Origin of the sequence: Acinetobacter nematophilus, assembly GCF_026344175.1 — a bacterium.
Taxonomy (GTDB): domain Bacteria; phylum Pseudomonadota; class Gammaproteobacteria; order Pseudomonadales; family Moraxellaceae; genus Acinetobacter; species Acinetobacter nematophilus.
Genome location: NZ_JAPKMY010000012.1, coordinates 57,454 through 84,080, shown reverse-complemented (window position 1 = coordinate 84,080; position 26,627 = coordinate 57,454). Strand labels below are relative to the sequence as shown.

32 protein-coding genes and 2 pseudogenes are annotated in these 26,627 nt (G+C 37.5%); 14 read left to right on the top strand and 20 right to left on the bottom strand.

Features of this window, described 5'->3' with window-relative positions:
- The first annotated feature begins 171 nt into the window (after positions 1 to 171).
- Both OSH00_RS18080 and OSH00_RS18075 read left to right on the top strand, forming a co-directional pair.
- A complete protein-coding gene (locus OSH00_RS18080) occupies positions 172 to 873 on the top strand; it encodes a DUF1003 domain-containing protein (RefSeq protein ID WP_266131578.1) in 702 nt (233 codons plus the stop codon).
- 608 nt (positions 874 to 1,481) lie between these two features.
- The gene (locus tag OSH00_RS18075) at positions 1,482 to 2,327 is read left to right on the top strand and encodes a GGDEF domain-containing protein (RefSeq protein ID WP_266131577.1); all 846 of its coding nucleotides are present in this window, start codon (positions 1,482 to 1,484) and stop codon (positions 2,325 to 2,327) included.
- A 40-nt stretch (positions 2,328 to 2,367) separates the two neighbouring features.
- On the opposite strand, the gene OSH00_RS18070 is transcribed toward OSH00_RS18075, so the two are convergent.
- From OSH00_RS18070 to OSH00_RS18045, 6 genes are all read right to left on the bottom strand, one after another.
- Positions 2,368 to 2,781 carry a roadblock/LC7 domain-containing protein gene (locus tag OSH00_RS18070; RefSeq protein WP_266131576.1) on the bottom strand — a complete coding sequence of 138 codons (414 nt, stop codon included), beginning with the start codon at positions 2,779 to 2,781 and terminating at the stop codon, positions 2,368 to 2,370.
- Between the two features lie 17 nt (positions 2,782 to 2,798).
- Positions 2,799 to 3,332: a GTP-binding protein gene (locus OSH00_RS18065; protein ID WP_266131575.1), complete on the bottom strand. Its 534-nt coding sequence runs from the start codon at positions 3,330 to 3,332 to the stop codon at positions 2,799 to 2,801.
- A gap of 14 nt (positions 3,333 to 3,346) precedes the next feature.
- The gene (locus OSH00_RS18060) at positions 3,347 to 4,315 is read right to left on the bottom strand and encodes a hypothetical protein (RefSeq protein ID WP_266131574.1); all 969 of its coding nucleotides are present in this window, start codon (positions 4,313 to 4,315) and stop codon (positions 3,347 to 3,349) included.
- A 455-nt stretch (positions 4,316 to 4,770) separates the two neighbouring features.
- The gene (locus OSH00_RS18055; protein ID WP_266131573.1) at positions 4,771 to 5,430 is read right to left on the bottom strand and encodes a hypothetical protein; all 660 of its coding nucleotides are present in this window, start codon (positions 5,428 to 5,430) and stop codon (positions 4,771 to 4,773) included.
- Positions 5,431 to 5,445: 15 nt separating this feature from the next.
- Positions 5,446 to 5,886 carry a ClpXP protease specificity-enhancing factor gene (locus tag OSH00_RS18050; RefSeq protein WP_196075953.1) on the bottom strand — a complete coding sequence of 147 codons (441 nt, stop codon included), beginning with the start codon at positions 5,884 to 5,886 and terminating at the stop codon, positions 5,446 to 5,448.
- 26 nt (positions 5,887 to 5,912) lie between these two features.
- Complete coding sequence (locus tag OSH00_RS18045; RefSeq protein WP_266131572.1) at positions 5,913 to 6,566, bottom strand: glutathione S-transferase N-terminal domain-containing protein; 654 nt, start codon at positions 6,564 to 6,566, stop codon at positions 5,913 to 5,915.
- Positions 6,567 to 6,735: 169 nt separating this feature from the next.
- On the opposite strand from OSH00_RS18045, the pseudogene OSH00_RS18040 reads away from it, so the two are divergent.
- A pseudogene (locus tag OSH00_RS18040) lies at positions 6,736 to 7,053 on the top strand (hypothetical protein); the annotation flags it as partial.
- Between the two features lie 187 nt (positions 7,054 to 7,240).
- Here OSH00_RS18040 and rpsI read toward each other — a convergent pair.
- Together rpsI and rplM are read right to left on the bottom strand one after the other, a co-directional pair.
- Positions 7,241 to 7,627, bottom strand: coding sequence for a 30S ribosomal protein S9 (rpsI, locus tag OSH00_RS18035; protein ID WP_004829853.1), 387 nt, complete (start codon positions 7,625 to 7,627; stop codon positions 7,241 to 7,243).
- 12 nt (positions 7,628 to 7,639) lie between these two features.
- Entirely contained in the window at positions 7,640 to 8,068 is a 429-nt protein-coding gene (rplM, locus tag OSH00_RS18030) for a 50S ribosomal protein L13 (protein WP_004829852.1), read from the bottom strand.
- A 353-nt stretch (positions 8,069 to 8,421) separates the two neighbouring features.
- Here rplM and OSH00_RS18025 point away from each other — a divergent pair, with 353 nt between their 5' ends.
- The 4 genes from OSH00_RS18025 to OSH00_RS18010 all read left to right on the top strand — a co-directional run bounded on the left by OSH00_RS18025 (position 8,422) and on the right by OSH00_RS18010 (position 12,430).
- A complete protein-coding gene (locus OSH00_RS18025) occupies positions 8,422 to 9,210 on the top strand; it encodes a hypothetical protein (RefSeq protein ID WP_266131571.1) in 789 nt (262 codons plus the stop codon).
- 546 nt (positions 9,211 to 9,756) lie between these two features.
- Positions 9,757 to 10,728 carry a 4-hydroxythreonine-4-phosphate dehydrogenase PdxA gene (gene pdxA, locus OSH00_RS18020; RefSeq protein WP_266131570.1) on the top strand — a complete coding sequence of 324 codons (972 nt, stop codon included), beginning with the start codon at positions 9,757 to 9,759 and terminating at the stop codon, positions 10,726 to 10,728.
- A gap of 38 nt (positions 10,729 to 10,766) precedes the next feature.
- A complete protein-coding gene (rsmA, locus tag OSH00_RS18015) occupies positions 10,767 to 11,579 on the top strand; it encodes a 16S rRNA (adenine(1518)-N(6)/adenine(1519)-N(6))-dimethyltransferase RsmA (protein ID WP_004829846.1) in 813 nt (270 codons plus the stop codon).
- Between the two features lie 2 nt (positions 11,580 to 11,581).
- The gene (locus OSH00_RS18010; RefSeq protein ID WP_266131569.1) at positions 11,582 to 12,430 is read left to right on the top strand and encodes a symmetrical bis(5'-nucleosyl)-tetraphosphatase; all 849 of its coding nucleotides are present in this window, start codon (positions 11,582 to 11,584) and stop codon (positions 12,428 to 12,430) included.
- A gap of 165 nt (positions 12,431 to 12,595) precedes the next feature.
- On the opposite strand, the pseudogene OSH00_RS18005 reads toward OSH00_RS18010, so the two are convergent.
- The 6 genes and pseudogenes from OSH00_RS18005 to hflX form a co-directional block, all read right to left on the bottom strand.
- Positions 12,596 to 12,993: pseudogene (locus tag OSH00_RS18005) on the bottom strand (ATP-grasp fold amidoligase family protein); the annotation flags it as partial.
- 248 nt (positions 12,994 to 13,241) lie between these two features.
- Positions 13,242 to 13,688, bottom strand: a complete 447-nt coding sequence (locus tag OSH00_RS18000; RefSeq protein ID WP_196075945.1) for a DUF2147 domain-containing protein — start codon at positions 13,686 to 13,688, stop codon at positions 13,242 to 13,244.
- Positions 13,689 to 13,743: 55 nt separating this feature from the next.
- Positions 13,744 to 14,187 (bottom strand): DUF2147 domain-containing protein, encoded by a 444-nt coding sequence (locus tag OSH00_RS17995; protein ID WP_196075944.1) that lies wholly within the window; start codon positions 14,185 to 14,187, stop codon positions 13,744 to 13,746.
- Positions 14,188 to 14,279: 92 nt separating this feature from the next.
- On the bottom strand, positions 14,280 to 14,948 hold the full coding sequence (locus OSH00_RS17990) for an LrgB family protein (RefSeq protein WP_196075943.1): 669 nt from the start codon (positions 14,946 to 14,948) through the stop codon (positions 14,280 to 14,282).
- Positions 14,949 to 14,957: 9 nt separating this feature from the next.
- Positions 14,958 to 15,329: a hypothetical protein gene (locus OSH00_RS17985; RefSeq protein ID WP_266131568.1), complete on the bottom strand. Its 372-nt coding sequence runs from the start codon at positions 15,327 to 15,329 to the stop codon at positions 14,958 to 14,960.
- Between the two features lie 43 nt (positions 15,330 to 15,372).
- The gene (gene hflX / locus OSH00_RS17980; RefSeq protein ID WP_196075941.1) at positions 15,373 to 16,704 is read right to left on the bottom strand and encodes a ribosome rescue GTPase HflX; all 1,332 of its coding nucleotides are present in this window, start codon (positions 16,702 to 16,704) and stop codon (positions 15,373 to 15,375) included.
- 330 nt (positions 16,705 to 17,034) lie between these two features.
- Here hflX and OSH00_RS17975 point away from each other — a divergent pair, with 330 nt between their 5' ends.
- Complete coding sequence (locus tag OSH00_RS17975; protein ID WP_266131567.1) at positions 17,035 to 17,850, top strand: lysophospholipid acyltransferase family protein; 816 nt, start codon at positions 17,035 to 17,037, stop codon at positions 17,848 to 17,850.
- 236 nt (positions 17,851 to 18,086) lie between these two features.
- On the opposite strand, the gene OSH00_RS17970 is transcribed toward OSH00_RS17975, so the two are convergent.
- On the bottom strand, positions 18,087 to 19,715 hold the full coding sequence (locus OSH00_RS17970; protein WP_266131566.1) for a phospholipase D family protein: 1,629 nt from the start codon (positions 19,713 to 19,715) through the stop codon (positions 18,087 to 18,089).
- Between the two features lie 96 nt (positions 19,716 to 19,811).
- On the opposite strand from OSH00_RS17970, the gene OSH00_RS17965 reads away from it, so the two are divergent.
- Positions 19,812 to 20,822, top strand: coding sequence for a metallophosphoesterase (locus OSH00_RS17965; RefSeq protein WP_196075961.1), 1,011 nt, complete (start codon positions 19,812 to 19,814; stop codon positions 20,820 to 20,822).
- 44 nt (positions 20,823 to 20,866) lie between these two features.
- Here the strand turns inward: OSH00_RS17965 and OSH00_RS17960 are convergent, their stop codons facing one another.
- Positions 20,867 to 21,343 (bottom strand): hypothetical protein, encoded by a 477-nt coding sequence (locus OSH00_RS17960; protein WP_266131565.1) that lies wholly within the window; start codon positions 21,341 to 21,343, stop codon positions 20,867 to 20,869.
- Between the two features lie 153 nt (positions 21,344 to 21,496).
- A complete protein-coding gene (locus tag OSH00_RS17955) occupies positions 21,497 to 22,240 on the bottom strand; it encodes a ribosomal L7/L12 family protein (RefSeq protein WP_266131564.1) in 744 nt (247 codons plus the stop codon).
- Positions 22,241 to 22,455: 215 nt separating this feature from the next.
- Here OSH00_RS17955 and OSH00_RS17950 point away from each other — a divergent pair, with 215 nt between their 5' ends.
- From OSH00_RS17950 to OSH00_RS17930, 5 genes are all read left to right on the top strand, one after another.
- Positions 22,456 to 22,827, top strand: a complete 372-nt coding sequence (locus OSH00_RS17950; protein ID WP_266131563.1) for a ribonuclease E inhibitor RraB — start codon at positions 22,456 to 22,458, stop codon at positions 22,825 to 22,827.
- 149 nt (positions 22,828 to 22,976) lie between these two features.
- Entirely contained in the window at positions 22,977 to 23,423 is a 447-nt protein-coding gene (locus tag OSH00_RS17945) for an SRPBCC family protein (protein ID WP_266131562.1), read from the top strand.
- 24 nt (positions 23,424 to 23,447) lie between these two features.
- Positions 23,448 to 23,807 carry a DUF488 domain-containing protein gene (locus tag OSH00_RS17940; RefSeq protein WP_266131561.1) on the top strand — a complete coding sequence of 120 codons (360 nt, stop codon included), beginning with the start codon at positions 23,448 to 23,450 and terminating at the stop codon, positions 23,805 to 23,807.
- Positions 23,808 to 23,901: 94 nt separating this feature from the next.
- Complete coding sequence (locus OSH00_RS17935) at positions 23,902 to 24,246, top strand: zinc ribbon domain-containing protein YjdM (RefSeq protein WP_266131560.1); 345 nt, start codon at positions 23,902 to 23,904, stop codon at positions 24,244 to 24,246.
- 56 nt (positions 24,247 to 24,302) lie between these two features.
- Complete coding sequence (locus tag OSH00_RS17930) at positions 24,303 to 24,767, top strand: nucleoside deaminase (protein ID WP_266131559.1); 465 nt, start codon at positions 24,303 to 24,305, stop codon at positions 24,765 to 24,767.
- 101 nt (positions 24,768 to 24,868) lie between these two features.
- Here the strand turns inward: OSH00_RS17930 and OSH00_RS17925 are convergent, their stop codons facing one another.
- The 3 genes from OSH00_RS17925 to OSH00_RS17915 are packed head-to-tail and all read right to left on the bottom strand — an operon-like array spanning position 24,869 to position 26,616.
- Complete coding sequence (locus tag OSH00_RS17925) at positions 24,869 to 25,282, bottom strand: ExbD/TolR family protein (protein ID WP_266131558.1); 414 nt, start codon at positions 25,280 to 25,282, stop codon at positions 24,869 to 24,871.
- A gap of 20 nt (positions 25,283 to 25,302) precedes the next feature.
- Positions 25,303 to 25,728: an ExbD/TolR family protein gene (locus tag OSH00_RS17920; protein ID WP_266131557.1), complete on the bottom strand. Its 426-nt coding sequence runs from the start codon at positions 25,726 to 25,728 to the stop codon at positions 25,303 to 25,305.
- Between the two features lie 27 nt (positions 25,729 to 25,755).
- Positions 25,756 to 26,616 (bottom strand): MotA/TolQ/ExbB proton channel family protein, encoded by an 861-nt coding sequence (locus tag OSH00_RS17915; RefSeq protein ID WP_266131556.1) that lies wholly within the window; start codon positions 26,614 to 26,616, stop codon positions 25,756 to 25,758.
- Between the last annotated feature and the right edge of the window lie 11 nt (positions 26,617 to 26,627).

Here is a 26,627-nt window from a genome sequence, read left to right as displayed (position 1 = left end):
TCAATAAAAATATTTACCTAAAAGTATTTCATCAAATAAATCTATTGAACTTTGTTTCTTATATCAGAAAAAACATCTAACCAAGATATGCTTCATATACAACGCTACTCAAATATATTCTATGCTTGGTCTTAATCAGGGATTAAAAAGAACCACGATAAGAGTAGCGTTATGAACGAAAAACTTGAGAATCATATTTGTTTTGTGTGTAAAAAGAGTTTTTCCCACCGTGATGTGGTTCCAATGGGTACCATTCGCAAAGTGATTACAGAAGAAATTGCACAAGATTTTCCAGACTGGGCTGCACAAGATTATATTTGTAGAGCTGATTTAACCAAGTACCGTATGCAATATGTGCAATCTCTATTGCAATCTGAACAAGGCGAAGTATCAAGTTTAGCTTATGAAGTGCTGAACAGCATGCAACAGCACGAACTCATCACTAAAAATACTGAAAATCAACTCGACGAAAACTGGACTTTGGGAGAGCGCTTAGCAGATAAGATTGCCACTTTTGGAGGAAGTTGGGCTTTTTTAATTTGTTTTAGCCTTTTCTTGGCAATCTGGATTATTGTGAATACAGTGGTAATGGTCAAACAGCCTGCAGATCCTTATCCTTTTATTTTACTTAATCTTATTTTATCTTGTCTGGCGGCTGTACAAGCCCCCATTATTATGATGAGTCAAAATCGTCAAGAAGCGAAAGATCGCCTACGTTCGCAAAATGATTATCAAGTCAATTTAAAAGCTGAACTCGAAATTCGACATTTACATGAAAAAATAGACCATTTGTTAATGCACCAATGGGATAAATTGGCAAAAATTCAGGAAATCCAATTGGACTTGTTGTCAGAAATGAATAAGAAAAAATAGTTTTGAGTCATTGATCTCTACTAAAACTGAAAAAGAAAGGATTGCTATTTTTGAGCGCTTATACTTGGAAAAAACAGGAATTAGATAGAGCAGGATATAAAAATTCTTCAATTTGCTATTTTTTCGGGAAATTTTTTTAAATTCAGCTCAAAAGACACCATCTTAGGAAAATAATCCTCAATAGCTTTGGTTAATATGGTTCGCAAGGGTGATCAGGGATCGAAAAGAGTAGATTGCTACCAGTAACGTACAACGTGCGTGTAGTACTTACCCATAAGGTCTCGATTCGGCTTAGGACGCTATAGACCAAAAGTTTATAGGCAATAGGGTTAAAACTTATAAAGTTTTAATCGTTGAAGTAAACCACAGTTGTTTTCCCTAACACCCAAAGAATTCTATTTTATAGCAGTATTTATCCTTTTATATTACTTTACTTTCATGGCTATTTTAATTTTAACTCAGTAAATACTATCCAGTTTTAATTCAAAAACACGACTAAATTTATTTAAAACACGGAATTATTGATATGCAGTTAAATTTTTAATTTATTGGATTTTTTAAATTAATCTATACGATATTGTAATGATAACACAAAGGATTGTGATCCTATGATTAAACATTTGGAAACGTATTTATTTATGAATTCGATTGTTCGGCGTGCTACTTTACTTTTGATGATTATTGTTTTGGGAATCATTGATCTCTCTACAGGCTATGAATATTCTTTTGCAGTTTTTTATTTAATTCCAGTTTCGGTTGCAGCATGGTATGACCAGAGGTATGTTGTCATCATTACTGTAATTTTATCTGGTCTTACATGGTTATATGCAGATTATAGTGCAGGACATGAGTACACCAATTCGATTATTCCTTTTTGGAATGCATGTGTACGACTGGGCTTTTTTAGTATTGTGGCGATTTTACTATGTAGAATAAAAATAAACTTAAATGAAATGACGCTTATGGCGATGAAAGATCCCTTAACCTCATTGAATAATACGCGGGCATTTAATTTAGCCTATCAGGCATTAAAAAAGAGATATCGTAAAACAGAACAAACCTTTGCTGTTGGTCTTATTGATTTAGATGGTTTCAAAGCCGTCAATGATACCTACGGACACAGTAAAGGGGATGATGTATTGGTTGAGTTTGCACAGGTGTTAAAATCGACCACACGGCATTCAGATGTTATTGCACGTATGGGCGGTGATGAATTTATTGTAATCTTACAAGACATTGATCTACATGCGATTAAAGATTATGAAAAACGTCTAAGAAAAAGCTTTTTGCTAAGTGGATTGAAACAGCAGTTTGGTATTGATTTTAGTATGGGAATTCGAACTTATGATGAATTGCCTGAAAATATTGACGCTGCTACTCATCAAGCAGATCTATTGATGTATCAATCCAAAGTACATGGCAAATCGCAAACCACAATTTATGCAACCCCTTAACAAGACTATCGAGCAGTTTAAGCAAGATGGGGGCATTTTTCTAGGGGTGATCTTGTTGGATAATGGCTTGGCTGGCTTCTTTTAAGTGATAGAGCAATTGTCCCAATAATACCTCTTTACTGCTTAATGTGACGATGAGCATAGGATGCTTGGTACATGGCACAGCTGTTAATACGGCTTTACCATTTTCAGCGTCTAAGCTGATACTTTGACAGCCAGTCAAATTGATTTCTGATAAAAAAGCGCTGACCATCGCTAAAATTGAACTGCTCACCGCTGCCAGTTTGCTGGATTGAAATTGATAGCGTTTACTTACTGAAGCTAACTCAAAACCATCACTTGAACAAATCATAATGAACTCAATATGATTAACATGGTTGATCACTTCTTGTATCTGCTGTTTGGCAAATGCAACCAATGCTTCTGGTGCTGCCCGTCGCTCAGCTAAATTCATAGGCACCTCATGATGGGTTATAGATATTTAATTTCTAATGCGGTAATCAATGTCTCCAAAAGCAAGAGTACATCTGCTTTCTTTCGTGCATCAATGAAGAAAACAGGGAAGTTGAGTTGCCGTTCTAATAGCCATTGTCGATATTGGTGAGTCGGTTTAGCCAAATCATCATCAATATGGGTAATACCAATCACAATGTTGTCGCCGTATTGTTTAAAGGTGTTGATGTAATAGTCCAACTCGTCCAAAGGTGTTTGTAAACTATGATCAATCAAGAGGATTGTGCCAATAGCCCCTTTACAGATCACACCCCACATAAAGTCGAAACGTCCTTGCCCCGGTGTTCCATAAAGACCAACTTTATTGCCATCATCAAGCGTGACTTCTCCATAGTCGATCCCTACTGTAGTGTTGAGCTTTTTATGGCTATGTTCATCAGTATTAAAGGCTTCTGTCGCCAATACAGGAATCTCAGAGAGCGATTTAATCGCTTCGGTTTTTCCTGCCCCCATTGAACCTGCAAAAACAATTTTGTATTGTTGAATAATCATCGCGTACCTATCCCTTAAAACTTAAACTTACTTTTTAACTTGTTAAAAAAGCTTTTTAAGATTCCTTTATTTTCAGTGTGTTGTTCATCGCTCTGAGATTTATCGAACTGGCTGTCTTTCGCTGAAATGATCTCCGCATTATGAATGGCTAGATTGGCAGCTACAAAATGCTGAACGGTTGTAACAGGAATATTGAGCTTATTTGCAACATGTTGAATTTCAGCACCATAGATAAAGCAAGCCGAAAGTTGTAATAACAATTTTTTATCGAGTTGATTCGGTTGAACCCAAAATTTCAAACGATAATATTTATCAGCTGCAGGCACAGTAATGATTTGAGGATTTTTCCAGATCAAATTAAACAACCAGTCTTCTAAGTTGAACTGGCGTTTACGTGAAACCTTAATAAAGTCGGAAGTGAGTGCTGCTTTGTAATGTATTGAACGGTCAGTTTGAAACTCATCACGTGTCGCCTCAAGCCAAGCCAAATGTGCATGGTGATCTATAATGGCAATTGTTCCTAGATGATCACTGAGAATGACTTTACGACTGTCCTGTGTATAGAGATCAGCAAAGAAATCAATTTCTTTGATTGCAAGTTGAGTTTCAGTCTCGTCCAAAGATAAATCTAAATTGGCTACAGGCGAATCTGCTTGTTGAAGTAATTTGATATTGACCCAATCTTTAAGCGTACATTCATCATAAATGGGGATGCAAAGTAAGTTATCTTGAGCACTTTCTGTGTGCTCACTGTGTTTCGATATTTTTAAATAGGGAATATTTTTATTTTGAATAATATTCTGAATATTATCATTTTCAAAAAACTGCTCATTGATCAAAATACAGTTGATATTTTGATCTGAAACACTTATCCAATTTATACCAATATGGGTTGGTAAAATTTTTCGCAGCCTGATTTTAAGATCATCTGAGGTAGTTAAACCTAAGCCTGAAATTGCGATATTGATACATTGATTGTTCATAATATCACTTATCTGAGATTAAAAGATTAAAGTGTGTAATACATTTTAACGGTCGTCATGTGTTTAAATTAATACTAGATTTATTGTTTTTCCAGTTAAAACATTTTTTTAATGTTCAAATGTATAGCATTTAGTCATTTTATTTATTGATGCTGTATCCTCCCTTGTAAATTGTTAATTTTATTTAAAGTTTAGAGAATTTCATTGCTTTAACTTAACATTAGTTATTATTAAAAATCTATCTTGTATAAGAAAAAAATTAAATGATTTTTATAAATAGAAGATTAACTTAAAAGTTTTTAGATATTTTATTATTATTATGCATATTTAATCATTTATAACTTTATTATTGTGATATTTGTCACTTATAATAATTAAATAAACTTAAATATTTTTTACATGAAAAAAAGCGATCATTTAGATCGCTTTTAATAAATTTTGATTATCAGTAAAACTTAAGCAAAAATTTTGCTGACAGCTTCAAAAAGAATATATAACACAAAAAGTGCAACTACAGGTTCAGCAACTTTTGCCCAAGTGGGTTGTGCTGTTTCAGAAACAGTGACTTCTGGGTGATCTACATGTATATCTGTATTTTGAACATTGACCATTTGATTAAACTCCTTCATCGTTTCATCTAATGATATCTCTTCTTGAACAGTAGGTTGAGAGCCAATCAGTTCAGTTAGCTCGTTTGTTGACCAAACCCAATCTTTCGCTTGACCAGATAAGTGTTCAATTTGCCCAATCACCAGTTCTCTCAAACCTCTTTTGCCTAAACTTCCAGCAGTATCTAACTGTTTTAATTCAGCAAATTGTAGTTCAAGGATTTCAGTCGTTGCAGATTCCAGCACAGCTCGTTCTAAATCAGATTTGTTCTGTGGTGATGTCGTGAGATGTCGTGCAATTTCTTGGCTATATAAATGATCTTGCGAAAGAATCTCCTGATAAAGCGCATCATCATCCTTACGCCACAGACTAATGATTTTGCCTAAAGTGAGGGCATTGATTTCTTCAATATGCGCAGTTCGTTCAACAGCTTCGAGTTGTGATAATAGCTGAGGCTTTTGAATCTTTATCTGCTCAGCAAAGTATTGTACGAGATCAAAAGCCATTCAGTTCTCCTTGTTCTATTCTAAAATGCGTAAGCTCGATTTTTTCTTTGGCGCATCAGACGTGGTTTCTGGTTGTTCACTTTTATTTGATTTTAAAGCATCTTCTTCGATTTGCACATTGGCATATTCCTCAGGATCAAAGAATAAACCTTGTCCATTCTCACGTGCATACAGTCCTAGTACAGCATTCATGGGGATATAAAGATCTTTAGATGCGCCACTAAAACGTGCAGAGAAAGTAATTGCATCGTTACTCATATTTAACATATGAACTGAATGAGGTGCCAGATTAAGAACAATTTGCCCATCTTGTACAAATTGTTGAGGAACATCAGTATAAGGTTGCGTCGCATCAACAAGTAGATAAGGGGTTAAATTGTTATCGCAAATCCATTCATATATTGCACGTGCAAGGTATGGTCGAGTCGGGGTTAAGTTCAATTCTGGTTCAGACATTGGAAAATACTCTATTGTTTTGCGATCTAGGGTTTTGCCAAAAGTTCACTATATCGGCTTTTCTCTTGAAAGGTCATTGACTTCAAAAAAGCTGGACGGCTAAAAATCCGTTGACAATATAGTAAAATTGGACGGCATTGCTGTTTAGGCAACTCAATTCCCATATGTTTTAACCGTACGAAAATTGGGGCTAACATACAATCTAAAATTGTAAAGTTATCAGACATAAAATACGGATAGTGCTGAAAGAGCGGCGTTAAAGATACCAAAGTATCTTTAAGCTGCTGCTGAGCCTTTTTCTTTTCCATTGCGTTGAGCGTATCTGGATGACGTAGCATGATATCTGCAAGCTTAAACCAATCTTGCTCAAAGCGCCAAATATACTGTCTTTGTTCTGCACGGGGTGCGGGTGCATCGGCGTACAGTTTATTTTGCCGATAACGGTCATCTAGATATTCAGAAATGATCTGGGTTTTAAACAATTTTAAATCATTTTCAATCAGCATCGGCAGTTGATTGTAGGGATTAAGGCTTGCCAAATCCTCGTCATCTTCTTCAACGATAATTAAAGTGTGTTTAATCTGCTTTTCTGCCAGCAGAAATCTGATCCAATGTGAACGAAAGTCATCCTCGTGGCTATACAACGTAATCCCTTGTTGAGGCGCATTTTCGACTGACATATTCCAAAAACTAGAAAAAATGAATAAACTAGGATACTAAAAATAGGCAATAAAATCACCTTAACTTTAATAAGCTTACGGTATGCGCCGAATTTAAATCAATATAAGGTATCAATAACTCATGAATTTAATCAATAACAGCCGTAAGTTGCTTGTTGCTGTTTTTCTTATGATGAATCTTTCAAATACATATGCAAAGAAACAAATTGTAGATGCTCAAGTGCAGGAAGCGGCTGCTGAAGCTATGGAAGCTGCCGGAGCTGAAGCTACTGTGGCTAGTGACGCAGAAGCCGCGTGTAGTGCTGATGATGCTTGTGATGTTGCATCTGCTGTTTCAGAGGATGAAAGGTACGGTGGAATCGAACAGGAGTATGTTGTTAAGGGTTGTAAGGTCACGATTTATAATGATGGACCTGTAAAAATGGTCAATGTAAAGACCAATAAACCATGTGATGCACCGATTCCGAAAGATCATAAGTTTTCTAAGGAAACTCGAACTTATCAGGAAAATGGCTGTACGATCACAGAATCAAAATATGCCGACGGGATTGCCGATGCTGTCATGGACTGTTCTAAACGAGATAAAACAAAATAACTTTGAAACTTTGAATAGTTTTAATCCATAAAAAAACCTCGGCAAATGCCGAGGTTTTTTGTCCGATTCGGTAAACGAATTAACGTTTAGAGAATTGAGGACGTTTACGTGCTTTACGTAAACCAAGTTTCTTACGTTCAACTTCACGAGCATCACGAGTAACGAAACCAGCTTGACGAAGAGCAGGTTTTAAAGTTTCGTCAGAAGCGATCAACGCACGAGTAATACCGTGACGGATAGCGCCAGCTTGACCACCGATACCACCACCAGCAACAGTGATGTAAAGGTCATACTTTTCAGTTACGTCTAAAAGCTCAAGCGGTTGACGAACAACCATACGAGCAGTTTCACGACCGAAGTACTGTTCAAGAGTACGATTATTGATTACGAGTTTACCAGTACCAGCTGATAGGAAAACACGTGCAGTTGCGGTCTTACGGCGACCTGTACCATAGTTAGTAGCCATGTGCTGTATCCCTTAGATGTCCAAAACTTGTGGCTGTTGAGCAGTATGAGGATGCTCAGTACCAGCGTACACTTTCATTTTCTTGATCATTGCATAACCAAGAGGACCTTTTGGCAACATGCCTTTTACAGCACGTTCGAAGATTTCTTCTGGTTTGTGAGCAACTAATTTTTCGAAATTAGTTTCACGGATACCACCAGGGAAACCAGTGTGGCGATAGTATTTCTTATCAAGTGATTTGTTACCAGTCACTTGAACTTGCTCTGCATTGATCACAACGATGTAGTCACCAGTGTCAACGTGAGGCGTATAAGAAGTTTTGTGTTTACCGCGTAAACGACGAGCGATTTCAGTCGCAAGGCGACCTAAAGTTTTGCCAGAAGCATCAACAACGTACCAGTCGTGTTGAACTTCAGCAGGCTTAGCGCTGAGAGTTTTCATTAAACCACTACCTATTATAGTTGGTTTGGACTATGGAATCTGTCCAAACAAAAAGGAGTGCGAATTCTAGCTGAAAATAGATAGATTCACAATCGAAATATTCAATTTCAAGCGCATGATTATATTGAGTGCTGCTAAAAAAAGCAAAGCCTAGTTTTATCTAAATGCTACAAAAGATCATGATCGTGGTTGGAATTGTGACGAGTTTCATGAATAATTAAACCCATATAAAGAAAATAAGTCAGGCAAAAATGAAAATAAGAAGTTCGATAAAATGTCTTCTCATTCTATTCAGCGTTGTAAATTTAAATCTGAGTTTCGCCCAAGCAGACTTTGAAGATAAGGCTCGATCATTGAGTAAACTTCATGCAGCTATGCCTGTGGATTATCATAATCAAGCTGAACTAGGAGATCGATTAATTTCTATTCAATGGATGACAGAAGATTTTTCAACGGAATTAGAAGATGGTGTTGCTGTCACTTGCCAACCTTTGGGGATTCAAGTCGCTACAAAAGATATTGCTGCAGGTTCAACGATTCCACTGACTTTATATGATCCAGAAGATGAAAATGGCAAACAATATAAACTCAGGGAAACGGTTGCTATGGATGGTATCGTTAGAGTCGTTTTTAATATGTGTGAACCAGAAATGTTCCACGATTTCAAGCCAACAGCAAATCAATTAAAGATTGCAGAAAAAGAGCCGACTCAATTCGGTTTGAAACAACCATTGGAAAATAAAAAAATAAAGCAATCTGAGAAAAAGGCAATCAATCAACACAAACAAGATGAACCAGATACAGTGCTTGATGTGAAGTGGATGTCTGCTGATTTTACTCGGGAAATTGATAATGTTTTTCCTTGTGAGTCTGTTGGACTATTGATACAAACTCAAAATATTGAGATCGGACAGGAAATAGAGATGGTGATTGAGTCAAAAAATCATGTGGATGATCAAGCCATTGATTATACAGTGTATGGAAGAGTCGAACCTGATCATCGTGTCAGGATTGTTTTTAATCAACATATTGATCTCAACTATTGTAACGATAGTCAACTAGGACTTCAGCCGGCGTCAGCTGTCATTGATCATAAACAAGCACAGCCAGAAATTATGCGCGCAAAGAAATTGGATTTTTAAGAAATAGGGGGAATGAATGCCTGGTCTATCAATTTTTCATTTGGATTTAACTCCATGTGTCATCACTGTAAAAGTAATATTTTATTTAAATAAATGCCTGTGAACGAAAATTGGAAAATTAAACGATTTTAATGGTTCAATTAAGTTGTTGGCGCAAAATAAGATGTATATGCCGTAAATATCTATTAGTTTTTTCGCATTCACCTGGTGATTTATTCATAATGGTTAAGGGCTATCAACATGATATTTTTCCTATCAGACACAATATTTCTCCTTTACAATTGATGTACGTGCAGCATGATTTTTAGTTTTTGACTTATGGCATGATTTAAATTGTTTTTTGAATTACTTTTTATTTTAAATTTCCATTATTCAATATGCGGTAATGTTCGCCAATAGTGATGAATTTTGTACGATGCATGCACAACTTTAAGTTTCATTTTATATATTTTCAATCAAATTGATGCAAAATTTAACTTGAATAGGAAATGATGATTTAGAACCAATGTATACTATCAATGCAACGTCTGTTTAAAAGAGTTCTCGATGCTTCCTTTATATATTACCAGCGGTGAGCCTGCTGGCATTGGACCAGATATTTGTTTGGATTTGGCAGATCGTGTTGATGATCGTCCAGTAGTGGTATTGGCTGATATCAATATGTTGAGGGATCGTGCCAAAATTTTAAATAAGACAATTCAGTTGATTGAATATCAAGGGCAAAAACAGGGGGTGACTGTAGGTCAACTCTATGTCGAACATGTTCCTTTAAATCAGGATGTTGTTTTAGGTGAACTTAATCCACAAAACTCGGCTTATGTAATTGAACAATTACGTCGTACAGCTTATTACGCGATGCAAGGTTCGAGTGTCGGTGTGGCAACAGGACCTGTACAAAAGTCAGTTATTAATGATGCTGGCATATATTTCAGTGGGCATACTGAATATTATCAAGAGTATGCCGGTGTGGATCGTGTGGTCATGATGCTTGCCACCAAAACCTTGAGAGTGGCATTGGTCACCACGCATCTTCCATTAAGAGACGTTGCAGACGCCATCACCAAAGAACGTCTTCATCAAATTATCGATATTTTGCTTCATGATTTAAAAACGAAGTTCAAAATTACCCAGCCGCGCATTCTTGTCTGTGGACTGAATCCTCATGCAGGAGAAGGGGGATATTTAGGGCATGAAGAAATCGAGACGATTAATCCAGTACTTGAAAGCTATCGTGCTCAAGGCGTCCAGCTCAGTTTAAGTATGCCGGCAGATACTTTGTTTACGCCAGATAATTTAAAAAATGCGGATGCAGTTTTAGCGATGTATCACGATCAAGGTTTACCTGTGTTAAAATCACAGGGGTTTGGTGAAGCCATCAATATTACTTTAGGTTTACCTTTTATTCGTACATCTGTCGATCATGGTACTGCATTACATCTTGCGGGTACTGGGCTTGCAAAGAGTTCAAGTTTACATGTCGCAGTTGATTTGGCACTTGACCTTGCCCGATCAAATTAATTGGTAAACAAACTTATATACCGCGTTGGAAATTTTTTATGTATCAAATTAATGCCTTAAACCCAAAAGATGAAGGGCATCATACGCGAAAGCGTTTTGGTCAAAACTTTTTACATGACCAACGTGTAATTGCAAAAATTGTGCGTTCTGTTGCACCCCGCACAGGTGACAATATTGTTGAAATTGGTCCAGGTCTTGCAGCACTAACCTCACCTTTGATTGGTGAGTGTGATGCTTTAACTGTGGTTGAGCTAGACCGTGACTTGGCTGCGGGTTTACCTGGTCGTGTGCCTCATCCAGAGCGTTTAACGATCATTGAAACAGATGCATTAAAATATGATTTTTCTGAGCTGTTCCAACAAGACCGCCCATTACGTGTGGTGGGGAATTTGCCCTACAACATTTCGACGCCTTTGCTTTTCCATTTGTTAGAGTTTGGGGACAAAGTCAAAGATATGCATTTTATGTTGCAAAAAGAAGTGGTTGATCGTATTACTGCTGAGCCAAACACCAAAGAATATGGTCGGTTGTCTGTGATGATCCAATATTATTGCAAACCCACCTTTTTATTTGAAGTACCGCCTGGCTCTTTTAATCCACCACCAAAAGTAACATCTGCAGTCTTTCGTTTAGAACCTTATGCAACTAAGCCAATAATCGCCAAAAATGAAAAAGCATTGGCACGTTTGGTTTCGCATGTATTTACCCAACGTCGAAAAACTTTACGCAACAGTTTAAAGGGCATGCTGGTTGAAGATGGTTTTGAGCGAGCAGGTGTTGATCCAATGGCTCGTCCAGAAACACTGAGTTTGGCCCAGTTTGTTGCATTATCAGATCAAATGGTGGCTTAAAAATGACACGAGAAAATGTCAGATTTAATTATGTGATTGGTGATGTGCAAGGTTGTTTTGAGGCACTGAAAGCGTTATTGAAAGCAATACAGTTTGATGCTGATCAAGACTACATCTGGTTTGCAGGTGATTTGGTTGCGCGTGGTGAAAACTCAGTAGGTGCATTACGCTTTATTAAAAAACTATGCGAGCGAGGCTGCGCTGCAACAGTTTTGGGTAACCATGATTTAAATTTACTGGCAGTTGCTCGTGGAATCAAAAAGCTTAAAGACAAAGATCGTATTGACGATGTCATTCATGCTTTGGAAAGTGATGAGCTGATTGACTGGCTACGTAAACAGCCTTTGTGTCTTTTTCCAAACCCTCAGACCATTTTGACGCATGCAGGTATTCCTCATATTTGGAATATAGAACAAACTGCTGCGCTAGCAAAAGAAGTAGAAACGGTATTGGCGCATGATGATTTTGACGTACTCGATTCATTCCTGAAAGAGATGTATGGTGCTGAACCTGCATTGTGGGAAGATAACTTACAGGGTAATCCACGGCTGCGTTGTATTACCAATTATCTTACCCGCATGCGTTTGACCGATGCTCAAGGTCGTTTGGAGTTTAGTTTTAAAGATGCTTTGGATGAACCCATGCCTGAAGGATTTCAACCTTGGTTTGAGTTTGAATCAAAGGCTGCACAAACACATCAGATTATTTTTGGACATTGGGCGGCTTTGCAAGGTAGAAACATCAGTTCACAAATTCAAAATGTGGATGGTGGTTGTGTATGGGGGCATCAGTTGATTGCATATCGTCTCGAAGATAAAGAAATTTTTAAAGTTGATAATCCAGTGATGTAATCTGCATAAAGCCACATTGAGTGGCTTTATTTTTGACTCAGTGTAAATTTTCAAGAGCCTTTCGATTGAAGCAATTGTTTATCAGACAATAAGGAAGATTCAGTCTACACAACATTTCTAGCACTGTTCTTAAAGCTTTCATCTCCTGAAAATAACACATGGATTTTAGAATGATTGCCAATATTCCCCCAGCTTTGAATCCCATTCAGTCGGTTTGATGATCATTCTTTCTGCATTCGGCGTTAGTGTGATTTCACTGAAATAGATATTTTCATCAGTAATTAAAAAGTCTACTCGACTATAAGCATGCTTTAGACAAAGGGTTTGAGAAAGTTCAAGCAGAATGCCCAATCTGATAGGTTTTTTTAAGCACACTGGACTATTATTTTTTAAGTCAACCGTGAACGGTTGTAAAGTCCAGCTCAGGTCATAGATATTTGAATATTCGTTTTTAAACTGATCTTGTATATCTACTTCGATAAATTTAGGTTGACCTTCAAAACAATGCACTCGACAAGTGGTTATTGTTAATTGGTTTCTGGATCTGATAATAATTCAACATGTAGAAAAGTAAAATTATCAATAATGAATAAAAGAGCTTATCTTTTCCTTTGAAATCATGGCGGATTTATGTGGTGATATATTTTTTTCTTTAAAGATTATATTGTCTTATCTAGACAATGTTTTAATGTCAGATAAACATCAAGCAGGGCTTTACTCCTGCTGAGATGAAATGACCGGCGGTTTGGAGTTTAAATCAAATGAGTGGTTCATTATTTATCAGCACATTGAATTGGGCTTGAAAGAATAACTATTCCATTCTAATCCATGTTTGACTGCGACCAATCATCGATATACCAATATAACCACGTAGTGTAAGTCGGTTACCACTAGCATTTAGGCGTGCCTTACCATGATAAATTTTGCCTCCACGAGGATCGAGAACTTCACCGCCGATATAGTTATTGGGATCTTTGGGATCAACTTTCATTTTTTGTAAAATTGTCAATCCAATAATAGGCTTGTTGGTAAATGGAGCAGGACAGTTATGGCATTGTGTTAATGCAACTTCACCAGGTGCAGGAAAATCTTTAATGATTTTTCCAGCATAAGTATCATCTTTTTGCTTTTCAATTTGTATGTGTGCTCGCACAAAACCTGTTTTGTCATCAACAGTACGCCAAGTTCCCGTAATATCAGCTGCATGTGCCCAGCTGATGAGTCCAAAGAGCATACAACAGAAAAATCCTTTTTTCATAAGCATACCTATATCATATTGTTTTAACTAGAAAAGATCAGCCGTGAGTAAAAAATTATTCACGGATCCAGGTTTGACTGCGACCCAGTGCAGAAACGCCAACATAACCTCTTAATAATAAACGGTTACCATTCGGACTGAGTTTGGCTTTCATTGAATAGATTTTACCTGTCAGTGGGTCAATAATTTTACCACCAACATAATCTTCATCACTGCTTTGCTTTAAATTTTTCAGTACGTCCATACCTAAAATTGGCTTATTGGTGTAAGGCTCAGGACAATCTACACAGGTTTCTTTTGGTGTATAACCTGGTCGTGGCGTCACTTTGATGATTTTACCTGTATAGGTTCCATTAGACTCTTTACGTATTTCAAGAACGGCTTTTGATGAACCCGTTTTATCATCAATATTTTTCCAAATCCCAGTGATATCTTTTGCCATACTGCTACAGCTTAAAATGGAAAATAATGTCCCTAAAATAAACTTATTAAACCTCATTTCTTGATTCCTTATCAAAATGGGGAAGTATAGTTCATCTTAAGCTGAATAATTACCCTATGCAATCACGTGAAAAGTTAAATAAATCACATTTATTTTAGAAAAAGTATAAAGGTTGGCAACCAGATTGCGGTAAAGACCGCATTGACAGCCATACCAAATGCCGCATAACGACCTGCAACCGCACCACGTTGCCATGCTTGTGCAGTTCCAATTGCATGTGCAGCTAGTCCCAAAGCTAGACCTGACGCGCGTTCGTCATTTATATTGCGTAAAATGATGGATGAAAATGCAGCACCAATCACTCCTGATAAAATGACGATCAAAATCACTAAAGTGACTGGTGAGTGCAATAAAGTTGCAATATTAATGGCAATCGGGGTCGTTACGGCCCGTGTTGCAAAAGCCATAATCGTCGGTTCGGACATATGTAGTAAATAAGCCAGACTCATAGGTAGAGCAACAGCACTGATACTGGCAAAAACTAAAATCCCGACAATAGACTTTAAGGGTAAATCATCATAACGCATTGCAGCCAAAGGGATGGCTAACGCAACAGTGACATAACCCAAGAGGTGACTAAATAGCCCATTCATATCAGTATTGTATTTTTCATAGGGAATTTTAAAAATCATTAAAATCCCTATGACAAAAAACATGCCAATCACCAATAATGGGACTTGGGGAAAACGTTTATTGATGGGTTTTGCAGCAAGATAAGCAATTAAAGTGATTAAAAATCCAGTCAGTACACTTAACATCTGTTTCTCCTACAACCACTTTTTTGCCATTTTTGCATAAATCCATAATGGAATTAATGTACTAACAAACATGATCACTAGAAATAATGGAATTTCTTTGCCCATACTGACCAACATGATCAATGAGCCTGCACAGATAGGCAGAAAAGCAAAGCCACTTTCTTTCATTAATTTATTATTGGTATCGACCAGTCGCGCAGGAATTCTTTTGAATTTACGCCATACAACCAGAACAACCAATAAGCTTAATAAGCCTGTTAAATTGCCCAGTTCGGGGTGATTAAACTGCGACATGAGGAATACAGAAGCTTCACGAAAAAAGATGATGAGTCCTAATGTGAAAATCCAAGCTTGCCAATCGATACCTTTTAACTGATCCATGTGTGTTTATTTATAAAATTTGATCTTTCACGTTTTAACCGATTTAGCGCTTTATTTCAAACTCTTCTAATGGTCTTTTAAACTGTTGGGCTTTGTCTCCAAGAATTTCATCAATCGGTAAATGTGCCTGTTTAATCAACTGCTCAAGTTTATGTGGTGCGATGGCAACACTCAAATGGAGTTGACCGTCATCATCATAATGTTCTGATTCAATCACGTTCAGTTCATAAAGCTGGTTTTTAAGTTTCCCATAAGCAGGTTTTAAACGCAGTTCAAATTTTTGAATTTGCCCCATTAAACATTCATGCACTGCTCTACGAAGTAGGTCTAAGCCTTGTTTGGTATGGGCTGAAACATAAACACGCTCGGGTTGATGCGGTTTTGCATAGATGATTTTTGCCTCATCATGGCTCTGGTCAATTTTGTTATACACCCTAAGCGTTGGAATATCAGCGCCAATCTCTTTTAATACGGTTTCAACCGCATCGATTTGCTCCATCATGTCTGGACTGCTGGCATCAATCACATGTAGCAATAAAGTTGCCTCTAAGGTTTCCTCCAAAGTGGCTTTAAAAGATTCGACTAAAGAATGAGCGAGATTGCGCACAAAACCAACCGTATCAGCGAGAACCAAGGTACCAATTCCATCCCAATCCAAACGACGTAATGTCGGATCTAATGTTGCAAAGAGTTGATCTGCTGCATAAACATCACTATTTGCCAAAATATTAAACAGCGTTGATTTTCCTGCATTGGTATAACCGACCAAGGAAACGGTGGGAATATTGGCTTTTTGGCGCGCTGCACGCCCTTGAATTCGTGTTTTACGAACTTTTTCTAAACGATCTTTAAGCTGCTCCATACGAATACGCAATAAGCGGCGATCTGTTTCCAGCAATGTTTCGCCAGGACCACGTAAACCAATTCCGCCTTTTTGGCTATCTAAATTACTTCGACTTCGAACCAAACGAGAAGACAGATGGTCCAGCTGAGCCAATTCAACCTGTAATTTTCCTTCATGTGTACGTGCACGTTGTGCAAAAATATCCAAAATCAAACCAGTGCGGTCAATAACACGGCATTTTAAAATGCGTTCTAAATTTCGTTCCTGAGCAGGTGATAGGGCCTGGTCAAAAATCACCAAGTCAACTTCATCATTCTCGACTTGCTCCGCAATTTCTTCCGCCTTTCCTGTACCAATAAAGAATTTTGGATCAGGTTTAATCCGCTGTACGGTTAAATGGTCTAGAATCACTGCTCCAGCAGATTTGGCCAACAAGCGAAATTCTTCTGAATCTAAATCTTCTAAAATTTGAACATTTACTGTGACTAGAATGGTTTTTTCACCACCTTGACTTTGATCAACATATTCCACAGATAATACAACTCAACCATGACTTGGATAAAAATTCATTCTAAAGGATATTGCAGTTTAAATCCTGACTCAGTGTCAGTGTATTGAAATAAAATTGCAAACAACAAGCTGGATGTCCGTTTTAACAGATCAGGAAATGGATGAACTGGAGTTATCCATAGATCATATACTTGAGAAAATCTGATCTCATTAAAAGGCTATGCTACTGATTCGGATGATCAGCAGTCAGGTAAATTTTGCTAAAGCGATTTAAGATCAATGCAAGTTGAATATGATTTGTATACAATAGCTCTGGTTTAATATGAAATATATTCTGTTTAGTGAATGTCTATGACTCAACAACAAGCAATCAAAAAGTCAAAATCATCGAATTTAAGTGCTTTATCTAAAGTGTTTTTATATGGTAAAAAATTAGTATCCAGCACATCTGCTGTTGCAGAAGGCTTTTATCTGGTTTATCGCCATCAATTATATAAAGATCCGAATAATCCAAAAAATACCCGTTATGTTCAATATTTTTGTCGCCGTTTGAGTGAAGTCTTTAATGTGGATGTGCGCGTTCATGGTGATATTCCGCGTGAACCAGCATTGTGGGTCAGTAATCATATTTCTTGGTTGGATATCGCGGTTCTTGGCTCAGGCGCCCGGGTATTTTTCTTGGCGAAGGCTGAAATTGAAAGTTGGCCAGTGTTTGGTAATCTGGCCAAAGGCGGTGGCACACTGTTTATTAAACGTGGCTCTGGGGATTCTGTACGTATCCGTGAACAAATTGCTGAGTTTTTGCGCAAAGATATTCCAGTATTGTTCTTCCCTGAAGCCACCACCACAGATGGATCAAAAGTCAAGAAAGTCCATGGACGTATACTGGGCGCGGCGATTGAGGCTAAAAAACCTGTTCAGGTGTGCGTGATTTGCTATGTCAATCAAGAAGGGAAATTAGATACGGTTGTTCCCTTTATTGGTGAAACAGGTTTCGTTGAACATGTACAAGCTGTTTTGGAGATGCCAAAAGTTGTGGCACATTTAAAAACTTTTCCTGCAATTTCTACAGAAGGGCATACGGTAGAAAGTTTGACTAAACAAGTGCAAGAGATGATGCAACAAGGTTTAGAAGACTTACAGAAAGAAGTTCTTACAATCGACTAGTTTTCAAGGGTTATTGTATTTTTCTTCATTAATTAAATTTGCGTAGGCGAAGCTTTGCTTAACCCATGTTTTATTTCAGTGTATTCTTGCGCTGCAAACCAAGCAGCGCTTTGTTTTTTATTCATATACATCGCTCAACATGGCAACATTCATGTCACCTCATGATAGAAAGATCGTCTATGATTCCAAAGTACAAAATAAATGAATCAATAAAAAGGTTTAACAATTTTCTAGACTTACATAAAGCCTTCGATCGGCAACCATGAAATCACTTTAATCCCAGCTTTTTGCCACCATTTCATTTTAGGTTCTTTTCTAAGGGTAACAATGCCTTGAGGTGTTTCTTTGAGCCAGTTGATTTTGTTTTGTGAGTCTAGAACCAATTTATAAGCATATTTTTTTAAATGCTCATCCATGGTTTTATGCACTGCATTGGCCAATGGGGGACTATTGATAATGACCCCAATCTCCGTGTTTAAATTGGCTGAACGTGGGTCAAAATTAAAAGAACCAATAAACACCTGCTTATTGTCAATCGCCATCAGTTTGGCATGTAAACTTGAACGGCTTAATCCTTTTAAACTCACTTTGGCTTTTTTTGAAATTTCTTGTGAATTGGCATATAAGTTTTCTTCAGAGACAGCAGGAAGAAACTCATATAGTTCAACACCATTTTTAAGTAAATCATCACGATATTTAGCATAAAAGGCGTGAACTAGCGCAACATCATTGGCTTTAAATGAATTGGTCAAAACACGAACTTTGACACCTTCTTGTGCCAATTCAATCAGCTTTGCTTCGCCTTTTTTCTGCGGTACAAAATAGGCAGAAATGAGATCTACACTTTGCGTGGGGGTGTCCAAACGTTTGACCATCTGAAAGTTGAGATGTTGTTCTTTTTTTGCTTTTGCCTGAATCTTATCAGGTGCATCTTTCACCACTTCGGCTTTAACCCAATCGAGTTGGATATTGTGATGTAGCCATTCATCAAAAGCATGTGTTCTATTACTTAAATTTAAATAATTTTGCACCGTTATTTCTTGATAATGGTGGGTGAGTTGCTGTTTTAAGTTGTCATAACGCAGGGTGTAAGTATTATGATTGACAATATTTCTGACAGGATAAGCGTAACTGTGATTCCAATATTCATCAAAGGAATGAGTAATATCATCGACCGCTTGCCCAACCAACATGACATCAACATCTGAAAATTGGTAATTGTCACTGACATTATAATATTGATTACTCATATTACGTCCGCCAATCAAAGAAATCTGATTGTCAGCAGTAAAGGTTTTATTATGCATTCGGCGATTGATACGTTTTAAATCCAGTACCATGTCGATAGGGCGCAGGCTTCTAAAACGATATGGATTGAATAATTTAACTTCAATGTTTGGATGCTGATCCAATGCTAGATAGACACCTTCCATCTGCTTGGCATTGTTATCATCAATTAATAAACGAACTTTAACACCACGATCTGCCGCTTCAATAATTTTATATAAAGCCAATGAACCAATTTTGTCATTGTCCCAGATGTAATATTGTAGATCTAATGTTTTTTGTGCTTTTTCGATCAGATTAATACGCGCTGCAATGGCTTCAAGCGGATCATACAGAACGTGATAACCTGTTAATTCTGGATTCTGACTTTTTAACGGGTTAATAATTTTTGCCAAAGAAGTGTCTTTGGTGTCTATGTCGTAGGCATATTCTGGCTTAATATTTTGCTGTTTTGGCAAAGTAGAGCAGGCGGAAAGACTTAGAAACAAGCACGAGCTTAGGATCATCAGCCAGTTTTTAGTCTGCTGATTGTCATCTTTTTGCTGTAATTGAGTATTACGATTGATCGTTCGTTGCATAATATTTTCTAAGATTTCTCAGAGCTAGAGTATAATTGCCTTCATCGAAAAGATAAATAATGAGATGACAAGTACATGGTACTTGAGAGATTGAATATGCTTCCAACCTTAACGATGACCTCAATTTTTTATCTCTGTTTCATTGTGCTTGCCATATGGGGCGTTAGTCAGGCATGGTTAAGTCAATCTAGAACTGAAACGATCCATCCTTTTAAATCCTTTGTCCATCTTTTGGCATTTTACCTGTCTTATTTATTAATTCCGTTGTTGTTTTTTAGCATTTATGCAGGTTGGTATGGGATATTCTCCTTACATGAGAGTGTTTTTGTTTTCTTATTGAGTGCCTTGTTGATATATGCGCGATTTATCGAACCTCACACAGTTCATGTCAAACGGTTATCTTATTCGCTAGGTCAATCACAACCTTTTGCACGACCTGTTAAAGTTGCATTGTTGGCAGATTTGCATATCGGGCTTTTTTCAGGGCATGAACGTCAGCTCAAAACGATTGTGAAAAAAGTCAATTTGGCACAACCTGATTTTGTTGTGGTTGCGGGTGACTGGACCTATGAGCCTGAAAACAAACTGGTCGAGGAACTCGCCATTTTAAAAGAGATTCAAGCACCAATTTACTCAGTGAATGGCAACCATGATGAACAGTATCCAGGACCACCTATTCAAGCGCTATTGGCTCAAGCTCTGCAAGCCAATAATGTCATAGACATTGAAGGAAAAATTGTTGAGTTTGATGACTTTCGTTTAATCGGAATCGGAGACTTATGGGCTGGTAAAGCCGATATGCGTTACATGCCTGAATTACCTCAAGATAAACCTTGGTTAATTTTGTCGCACAATCCTGATACTGTCGATATGGTTCCACAATTACCCACACGCCCTTTAATGTTGTCTGGTCATACACATGGTGGGCAAGTTGAGTTGCCGTGGTTAACCAGCTATGTCATGAAAAAGGTGTCGATCTTAGGGCATAAACGTGGCTTATATCAGCATGAAAATGCAGATGTTTTTGTCAGTGTGGGGACTGGCATGGTGGGTGTGCCATTTCGCTTTAGAGTTCCTCCAACCATTGATATTATTGAATTACACTAATTCCAAATGCGTTCAGGTCCTAACATAATAGAAGGTGCCCCCAATCAACAATATAAATCCCAACAGCAGCCAGATTGCGCTGGATTTATTTTGATGGATGATGCTTTCAATTTCTGTTGTGCCGGGTGAATGATGACAGGTGCTGACATCTTGAGTTGAAATGTTTCCTGCGTGGCTGTATTGTGCGTTTGTCCTTGTATAAAACTTTCTGCAAATTTAGATAAAGCTTCGGGTTGAGTTAAATCAATATTGAATTGTTTTTTGATTTCCTGCCAATCTGGATGTTGATCATCAATTTCAACCGTTTTTCCGTCCTTGTTGGTCATTTTGATTTTACTGGAAGAGAAATTAAAGTTGAAAGAAGTACTTGTCCCTGATTTTAGTTCTTCATTGAATTCTGCTGAATCTGCAAACACAATTTTTGGATTTCTCTGAAAACTTTTCATTACTTCATCTGATTTACTCAATGCTTTAATCAGTTTTTTTGATGTGGTTGCGGATAAATGGAGTTGCTCAATCAAAAGTCGCTCAGCTTGATCATATCGTTGCTGTTTTAGTCGCGTTAAAAATTCTTCTAATCAATAAACTTCAAAATACCGATAAACCTTGACGTGAAAAGATGGATAAATAATTTTTTAAACTCCATTAAAAAAGCGATAGCAGGCAGGTTCTTCTTAACGGGTGCTCAATAAATAGAGTATCAAAGCAATAATAATTACCACAGCAAAGATAAACAGAGATGAACGTTTTTTCTTGGATTGATCTTCAATTCCTACCATCGGGCTTGCTGAGGCGCTTGGACGAGTGTGTGCATGACGTGTGGAATCAGGGGTGTTCTGCTGCATTCGTGTTTGCATGGCAGTAAGATAATCCGTTGCTGAATCATAGGATTCTCCACCAAATTGATCCATAATATCATCCCAGTCAGGGTGATGTTCATCAATGCGTTCTTTACGACCATCCTGGTATAAAATAAAAATTTCACCTGTACTGTAGTTGGTTTGAATAGATTTATAATGGGAATGTGCAGACTGATAAAAATCCTGATCAGATTGAAAATGTTGAAAATCTAAATGAGGATTTCTTTCTAGTTCTTCTACCAAATCTTTGGCATCTTTTAAACCTAGCTGGCTTTGATCCATCACTATTTTTATTGCCTCAATTTTACGACCTTGTTGGATGAGGGATTGGAGTTCTTGCTGATGAGTCTGTAATGGTGTATCTGAATCAGCAGAAGATTGAGAAGCATACTGATTTGCAAAAAATTGTGCCTGATTTTGAAATTGATCGACATAATCCTTAGCTTCTTTTAAACCTAAATCAGAGTGATCTTTAACATATTTAACGGCTTCAACTTTACGGTTTTGTTGAAGAAGTAAGCGAATTTCCTGTAATTGTTGTTCATTGAAATGTGTCATTTTTCACCTTTCATTATCGGTTTAGGCATGACTCAGTCACTAATACTAAGCCATAGAACTTTTTATTAATCATAGAATTCAATAATTTTTATTACAAAACAATGCCAAATAAAAGTAGTAATTTGTGTGCGAATACGCAATATTTTAAAACTGTCATCATGTTTTGTTATTTTTAAAGTCATCCTATTTTAAAACCCTATTAAGAGGACGCTGCCATGACTCGTGATTTCGAAAAATTTCCAGAAGATGATAATGGTAATCTACTTTGGCAAATGCACGAAGATGGTGATGATTTAGATGAAATACATGAGCTTGAATTCTCGATGTATTTTAAGACACAGGAACTCGCTGAAAAATGCGCGATTTCTCTGTTGCTTGAAGAACAAAAAATATCTCTGTATTTAGATGAGGAAGTACAACCCAGTGAATGGGTGATTACGATTTATGTCAATCTATATCCGGAATATGAGGATATTGTGGATTTGGAACAGTGGTTTACCAAGATTGCCGAACAGTTCGATGGTGAATATGATGGTTGGGGATGTACCACCTATGTGTTTGATATAGAAGACAGCGAAGATCAATAATTAAATTGAAGCCAATTATTTTTTAGAGCATATCCAAAGAGATATGCTCTTGTTTTTTAAGTTTCAAACTACTAAAGCCATACAAATAGCAGTAATTTACAGCGCTAAACTAGATCTTTAACAAGAATAAATAATCAAGGATGTAGAGGATGAGTAATACTGTAAAATTGCATCGTGTTTTTAGTGCGCCAGCTGAACGTGTTTATAAAGCATTTTTAGATCCAGATGCACTTGTCAAATGGATGCCACCGCATGGTTTCACTGCCAAAGTACATCATATGGATGCCACAGAAGGGGGTTCATATCGAATGTCATTTACCAATTTTTCAACAGGTTCAATTCATTCGTTTGGCGGAACTTATTCGGAACTTATTCCTAATCAACGTATACGCTATTTTGATCGATTTGATAATCCTGAACTGGCTGGTGAAATTGAAGTCATCATTGAAATAAAAAGCGTACTGGTCGGAACGGAAGTGAATATTACCCAGTCTGGTATTCCAGAGGTGATTCCTGTTGAAGCTTGCTATTTAGGCTGGCAAGAATCGCTGCAGCTTCTCGGTCTTTTAGTCAATCCAACCATTCCAGATCAATAAAAAAACCCGTTGAGTTGAATAAAAGTGACAATTTATACAAAGCGTATCTATGAAGCAGTGTCTGAGAAAGATGGAAAACGTATTCTTGTGGATCGTTTATGGCCGCGTGGAATAAAAAAAGAGAATGCACATATTGATGTATGGCTCAAAGAAATAACACCTTCAAATGATTTAAGAAAATGGTATCACCAAGATATTGAGCACCGTTGGGACGAATTTAGACTGAAATATAAGGCTGAATTAGAGCAACATCAAGTATATCTGGAGCAATTACGGCAATGGGCTCAACAGGGTCCAATGACTTTATTAACTGCTGCGAAGAATGAAGATCATAATCACCTGACCGTATTGATTGAGGTATTGAATCCTCCGTTAAGGGCATGATATTTACTATTCCCTATACTTGTTATGGTTTTTAAGTTGATGAAAAGTAGATAGATGTTATGATGCTTCTTTTTCAATTTTATAGGAGTGAATTATGTCATTGCCTAACTGTCCTAAATGTAGTTCTGAATATACCTATGAAGATGGTGATTTGTTGATTTGCCCTGAATGTAGCTATGAATGGAAAGAAGGTGAGTCAGCACAAGCTGAAGAGCAGGTTGTCATCAAAGATGCCGTAGGTAATATTTTAACAGATGGGGATGCTGTTACTGTGATTAAAGATTTAAAAATCAAAGGTTCATCTTCAGTAGTAAAAGTGGGTACTAAAGTTAAAAGTATCCGTTTGCTCACGGACAGTAGTGATGGTCATGATATTGATTGTAAAATCGATGGGATTGGTCAAATGAAATTAAAATCTGAATTTGTTAAAAAAGTTTGATGTCTTGTTGATGGTATATTGCCCGAGATTTAAGCGATATAAGGAAAGAGGAAAGCATGCAGGATATTGAGTTTTTACAACACGCCGTGAATCTCGCTAAAGAAAATGTTGAAAAAGGTGGTCGTCCTTTCGGTGCTGTTATTGTTTATCAAGGTGAGGTGGTGAGTACAGGTGTCAATCAGATTTTAGCTCACTATGATCCAACTTCACATGCAGAACTTAATGCAGTACGCCAAGCTTGTCAAAAACTACAACGCTTGTCTTTAAAAGATTGTGTTGTCTATGCAAGCGGTCAACCCTGCCCAATGTGTTTGGCTGCAATGCGTATGGTTGGCGTGGAGAAAATTGTTTACGCCTATTCCAATTTAGATGCGGAACCTTATGGTTTATCGACCGAACAGGTGGCTGTGCAACTTAGACAGCCTCCACAACAGCAATCAGGATTACAATTTATCCAATTAAAATTGGATATTCCTTTTCATTTATATCAGATTTGGCAGCAGAAACAGCAGTTTAAGTGATTTAATTTCAAAATTTTAAAATATTTCTTGTTAATGTTTTCCACGAAATTGATCAACACACACAGCCTAACCTGTAAGTGTTGATCTTTTAAGTTTAGGGTTTAGTGATTTGCTGTAATTGCTATCTTTTTTACATTTAAGCGTTGTGCTGCTGCCATAACCATCGCAACATCTTTATATTCCGTTGATTGATCAGCCTGTACTTTAATTTGATCTTGATCAGACTTCTGCGCGACACTCGTCAATAATGCTTCTAAAGCTTGCTTATTTTCAACTGCCTGCTCGTTCCAAAAAATTTTACCCTGTGAATCGATTCTCAAATGAATCGGTTCTGGTGGCTGATCTTTATTGGGGGGAGGTGTGCCATTCGGTAGATTTATATTAATCGCATTATTGGGAATCGGTATGGTAATAATGAACATGATGAGTAAGACCAACATCACATCAATAAGCGGGGTCATGTTGACATCCAGCATCACATCATCATCTTTATTGGAACCAATATTCATCGCCATAATTTATTCCTCTTTACGAGTTAGGGAGCTGCAACAGGAGTAGTGACAAAAGCGATTTTTCCAATACCGGCTTGTTTTGTTGCACTGATAACCTCATCAATCGCTTCAAATTTAGTAACTTGATCACCCCGAATATGCACCTCTGGTTGTGGGCTTTTTCGAGCTTCAGCCTGTAGGCGACTGACTAAAGTTTCTTTATTGGCAATGTATTTTTCGTTCCAGAAAATATCACCTGCTTTATTGACTGCAATTTGGATATTGATGGGCTTGGTCACATAAGGTGTATTTTTTTCCTCAGGCAATTTGACTGGAACAGTATGTATGGCAACCGGCACTGTAATCAAAAAGATAATCAGTAAGACCAACATAATGTCAACCAACGGTGTGGTGTTGATGGCTGAAATTACATCATCTTCGTCATCCCCTGAATTTACGGTCATTCCCATGGTGAATACCTCGTATTGTTTCTTATCTTATTTAAGGTCATTGGTATTTTTGATTTCACCACTCAGTAACACTGTATGCAGATCAGAACCAAAGGTTCGGACATTGTCTAAAACGGCTTTGTTACGACGGGTGAGCCAGTTATAGCCGAGCACGGCAGGAACTGCGACAGCAAGACCAATCGCCGTCATGATCAAGGCTTCGCCCACAGGACCGGCAACTTTATCAATCGAAGCCTGTCCTGAAATTCCGATTGCGGTTAAGGCATGGTAAATTCCCCAGACTGTGCCAAATAACCCCACAAAAGGCGCCGTTGAACCTACCGTCGCCAGGAATGCCAAGCCACCACTTAAATGGCTCTGGATTTTATCAATGGCACGTTGAATCGAAATCGTGACCCAAGTATTGAAATCAATTCGTTCAAGTAAATTGCCGCCATGTTTTTTTGTTGAATGAATTCCTTTTTCTGCAATAAAACGGTATGCGCTTGTTTCATTTAATATTTCTGCTGCATGATCAATCGAATCGGCATCCCAAAATTTCGCTTCAGCTTCTTTGCCCTGACGTTTAATCTTGGCTTGTTGGATAAACTTGGTCACCATGATGTACCACGTACCAATCGACATCAGGACCAAGATAAATAAGGTCGATTTAGCCACGATATCTCCTTCACGCCATAACGCTTCTAGGCCATATGGATTATGTACCACTTGGGTAGACGCTGGTTGAGGCGGTGGAGTATGGGCACTATTGTTTACATTTTCAGTGGTTTGAACTGTTGTTGGTGTAACTGTTTCTTCTGCAAATACACTGGAAACAGGCAGTATACTCGTACCTGCTAAAATACTTGTTAATGCAAAAAGTCGCACAGTTTTCATCATTTTATTCATTCACGATCTCC

What these genes read in the sequence shown, in the direction of transcription:
- OSH00_RS18080 (WP_266131578.1), top strand. Translation starts at nt 172, where the DNA reads ATGAACGAAAAACTTGAGAATCATATTTGTTTTGTGTGTAAAAAGAGT.
- OSH00_RS18075 (WP_266131577.1), top strand. Translation starts at nt 1,482, where the DNA reads ATGATTAAACATTTGGAAACGTATTTATTTATGAATTCGATTGTTCGG.
- OSH00_RS18070 (WP_266131576.1), bottom strand. Translation starts at nt 2,781, where the DNA reads ATGAATTTAGCTGAGCGACGGGCAGCACCAGAAGCATTGGTTGCATTT.
- OSH00_RS18065 (WP_266131575.1), bottom strand. Translation starts at nt 3,332, where the DNA reads ATGATTATTCAACAATACAAAATTGTTTTTGCAGGTTCAATGGGGGCA.
- OSH00_RS18060 (WP_266131574.1), bottom strand. Translation starts at nt 4,315, where the DNA reads ATGAACAATCAATGTATCAATATCGCAATTTCAGGCTTAGGTTTAACT.
- OSH00_RS18055 (WP_266131573.1), bottom strand. Translation starts at nt 5,430, where the DNA reads ATGGCTTTTGATCTCGTACAATACTTTGCTGAGCAGATAAAGATTCAA.
- OSH00_RS18050 (WP_196075953.1), bottom strand. Translation starts at nt 5,886, where the DNA reads ATGTCTGAACCAGAATTGAACTTAACCCCGACTCGACCATACCTTGCA.
- OSH00_RS18045 (WP_266131572.1), bottom strand. Translation starts at nt 6,566, where the DNA reads ATGTCAGTCGAAAATGCGCCTCAACAAGGGATTACGTTGTATAGCCAC.
- rpsI (WP_004829853.1), bottom strand. Translation starts at nt 7,627, where the DNA reads ATGGCTACTAACTATGGTACAGGTCGCCGTAAGACCGCAACTGCACGT.
- rplM (WP_004829852.1), bottom strand. Translation starts at nt 8,068, where the DNA reads ATGAAAACTCTCAGCGCTAAGCCTGCTGAAGTTCAACACGACTGGTAC.
- pdxA (WP_266131570.1), top strand. Translation starts at nt 9,757, where the DNA reads ATGCTTCCTTTATATATTACCAGCGGTGAGCCTGCTGGCATTGGACCA.
- rsmA (WP_004829846.1), top strand. Translation starts at nt 10,767, where the DNA reads ATGTATCAAATTAATGCCTTAAACCCAAAAGATGAAGGGCATCATACG.
- OSH00_RS18010 (WP_266131569.1), top strand. Translation starts at nt 11,582, where the DNA reads ATGACACGAGAAAATGTCAGATTTAATTATGTGATTGGTGATGTGCAA.
- OSH00_RS18000 (WP_196075945.1), bottom strand. Translation starts at nt 13,688, where the DNA reads ATGAAAAAAGGATTTTTCTGTTGTATGCTCTTTGGACTCATCAGCTGG.
- OSH00_RS17995 (WP_196075944.1), bottom strand. Translation starts at nt 14,187, where the DNA reads ATGAGGTTTAATAAGTTTATTTTAGGGACATTATTTTCCATTTTAAGC.
- OSH00_RS17990 (WP_196075943.1), bottom strand. Translation starts at nt 14,948, where the DNA reads ATGTTAAGTGTACTGACTGGATTTTTAATCACTTTAATTGCTTATCTT.
- OSH00_RS17985 (WP_266131568.1), bottom strand. Translation starts at nt 15,329, where the DNA reads ATGGATCAGTTAAAAGGTATCGATTGGCAAGCTTGGATTTTCACATTA.
- OSH00_RS17975 (WP_266131567.1), top strand. Translation starts at nt 17,035, where the DNA reads ATGACTCAACAACAAGCAATCAAAAAGTCAAAATCATCGAATTTAAGT.
- OSH00_RS17970 (WP_266131566.1), bottom strand. Translation starts at nt 19,715, where the DNA reads ATGCAACGAACGATCAATCGTAATACTCAATTACAGCAAAAAGATGAC.
- OSH00_RS17965 (WP_196075961.1), top strand. Translation starts at nt 19,812, where the DNA reads ATGCTTCCAACCTTAACGATGACCTCAATTTTTTATCTCTGTTTCATT.
- OSH00_RS17955 (WP_266131564.1), bottom strand. Translation starts at nt 22,240, where the DNA reads ATGACACATTTCAATGAACAACAATTACAGGAAATTCGCTTACTTCTT.
- OSH00_RS17950 (WP_266131563.1), top strand. Translation starts at nt 22,456, where the DNA reads ATGACTCGTGATTTCGAAAAATTTCCAGAAGATGATAATGGTAATCTA.
- OSH00_RS17945 (WP_266131562.1), top strand. Translation starts at nt 22,977, where the DNA reads ATGAGTAATACTGTAAAATTGCATCGTGTTTTTAGTGCGCCAGCTGAA.
- OSH00_RS17935 (WP_266131560.1), top strand. Translation starts at nt 23,902, where the DNA reads ATGTCATTGCCTAACTGTCCTAAATGTAGTTCTGAATATACCTATGAA.
- OSH00_RS17930 (WP_266131559.1), top strand. Translation starts at nt 24,303, where the DNA reads ATGCAGGATATTGAGTTTTTACAACACGCCGTGAATCTCGCTAAAGAA.
- OSH00_RS17925 (WP_266131558.1), bottom strand. Translation starts at nt 25,282, where the DNA reads ATGGCGATGAATATTGGTTCCAATAAAGATGATGATGTGATGCTGGAT.
- OSH00_RS17920 (WP_266131557.1), bottom strand. Translation starts at nt 25,728, where the DNA reads ATGGGAATGACCGTAAATTCAGGGGATGACGAAGATGATGTAATTTCA.
- OSH00_RS17915 (WP_266131556.1), bottom strand. Translation starts at nt 26,616, where the DNA reads ATGAATAAAATGATGAAAACTGTGCGACTTTTTGCATTAACAAGTATT.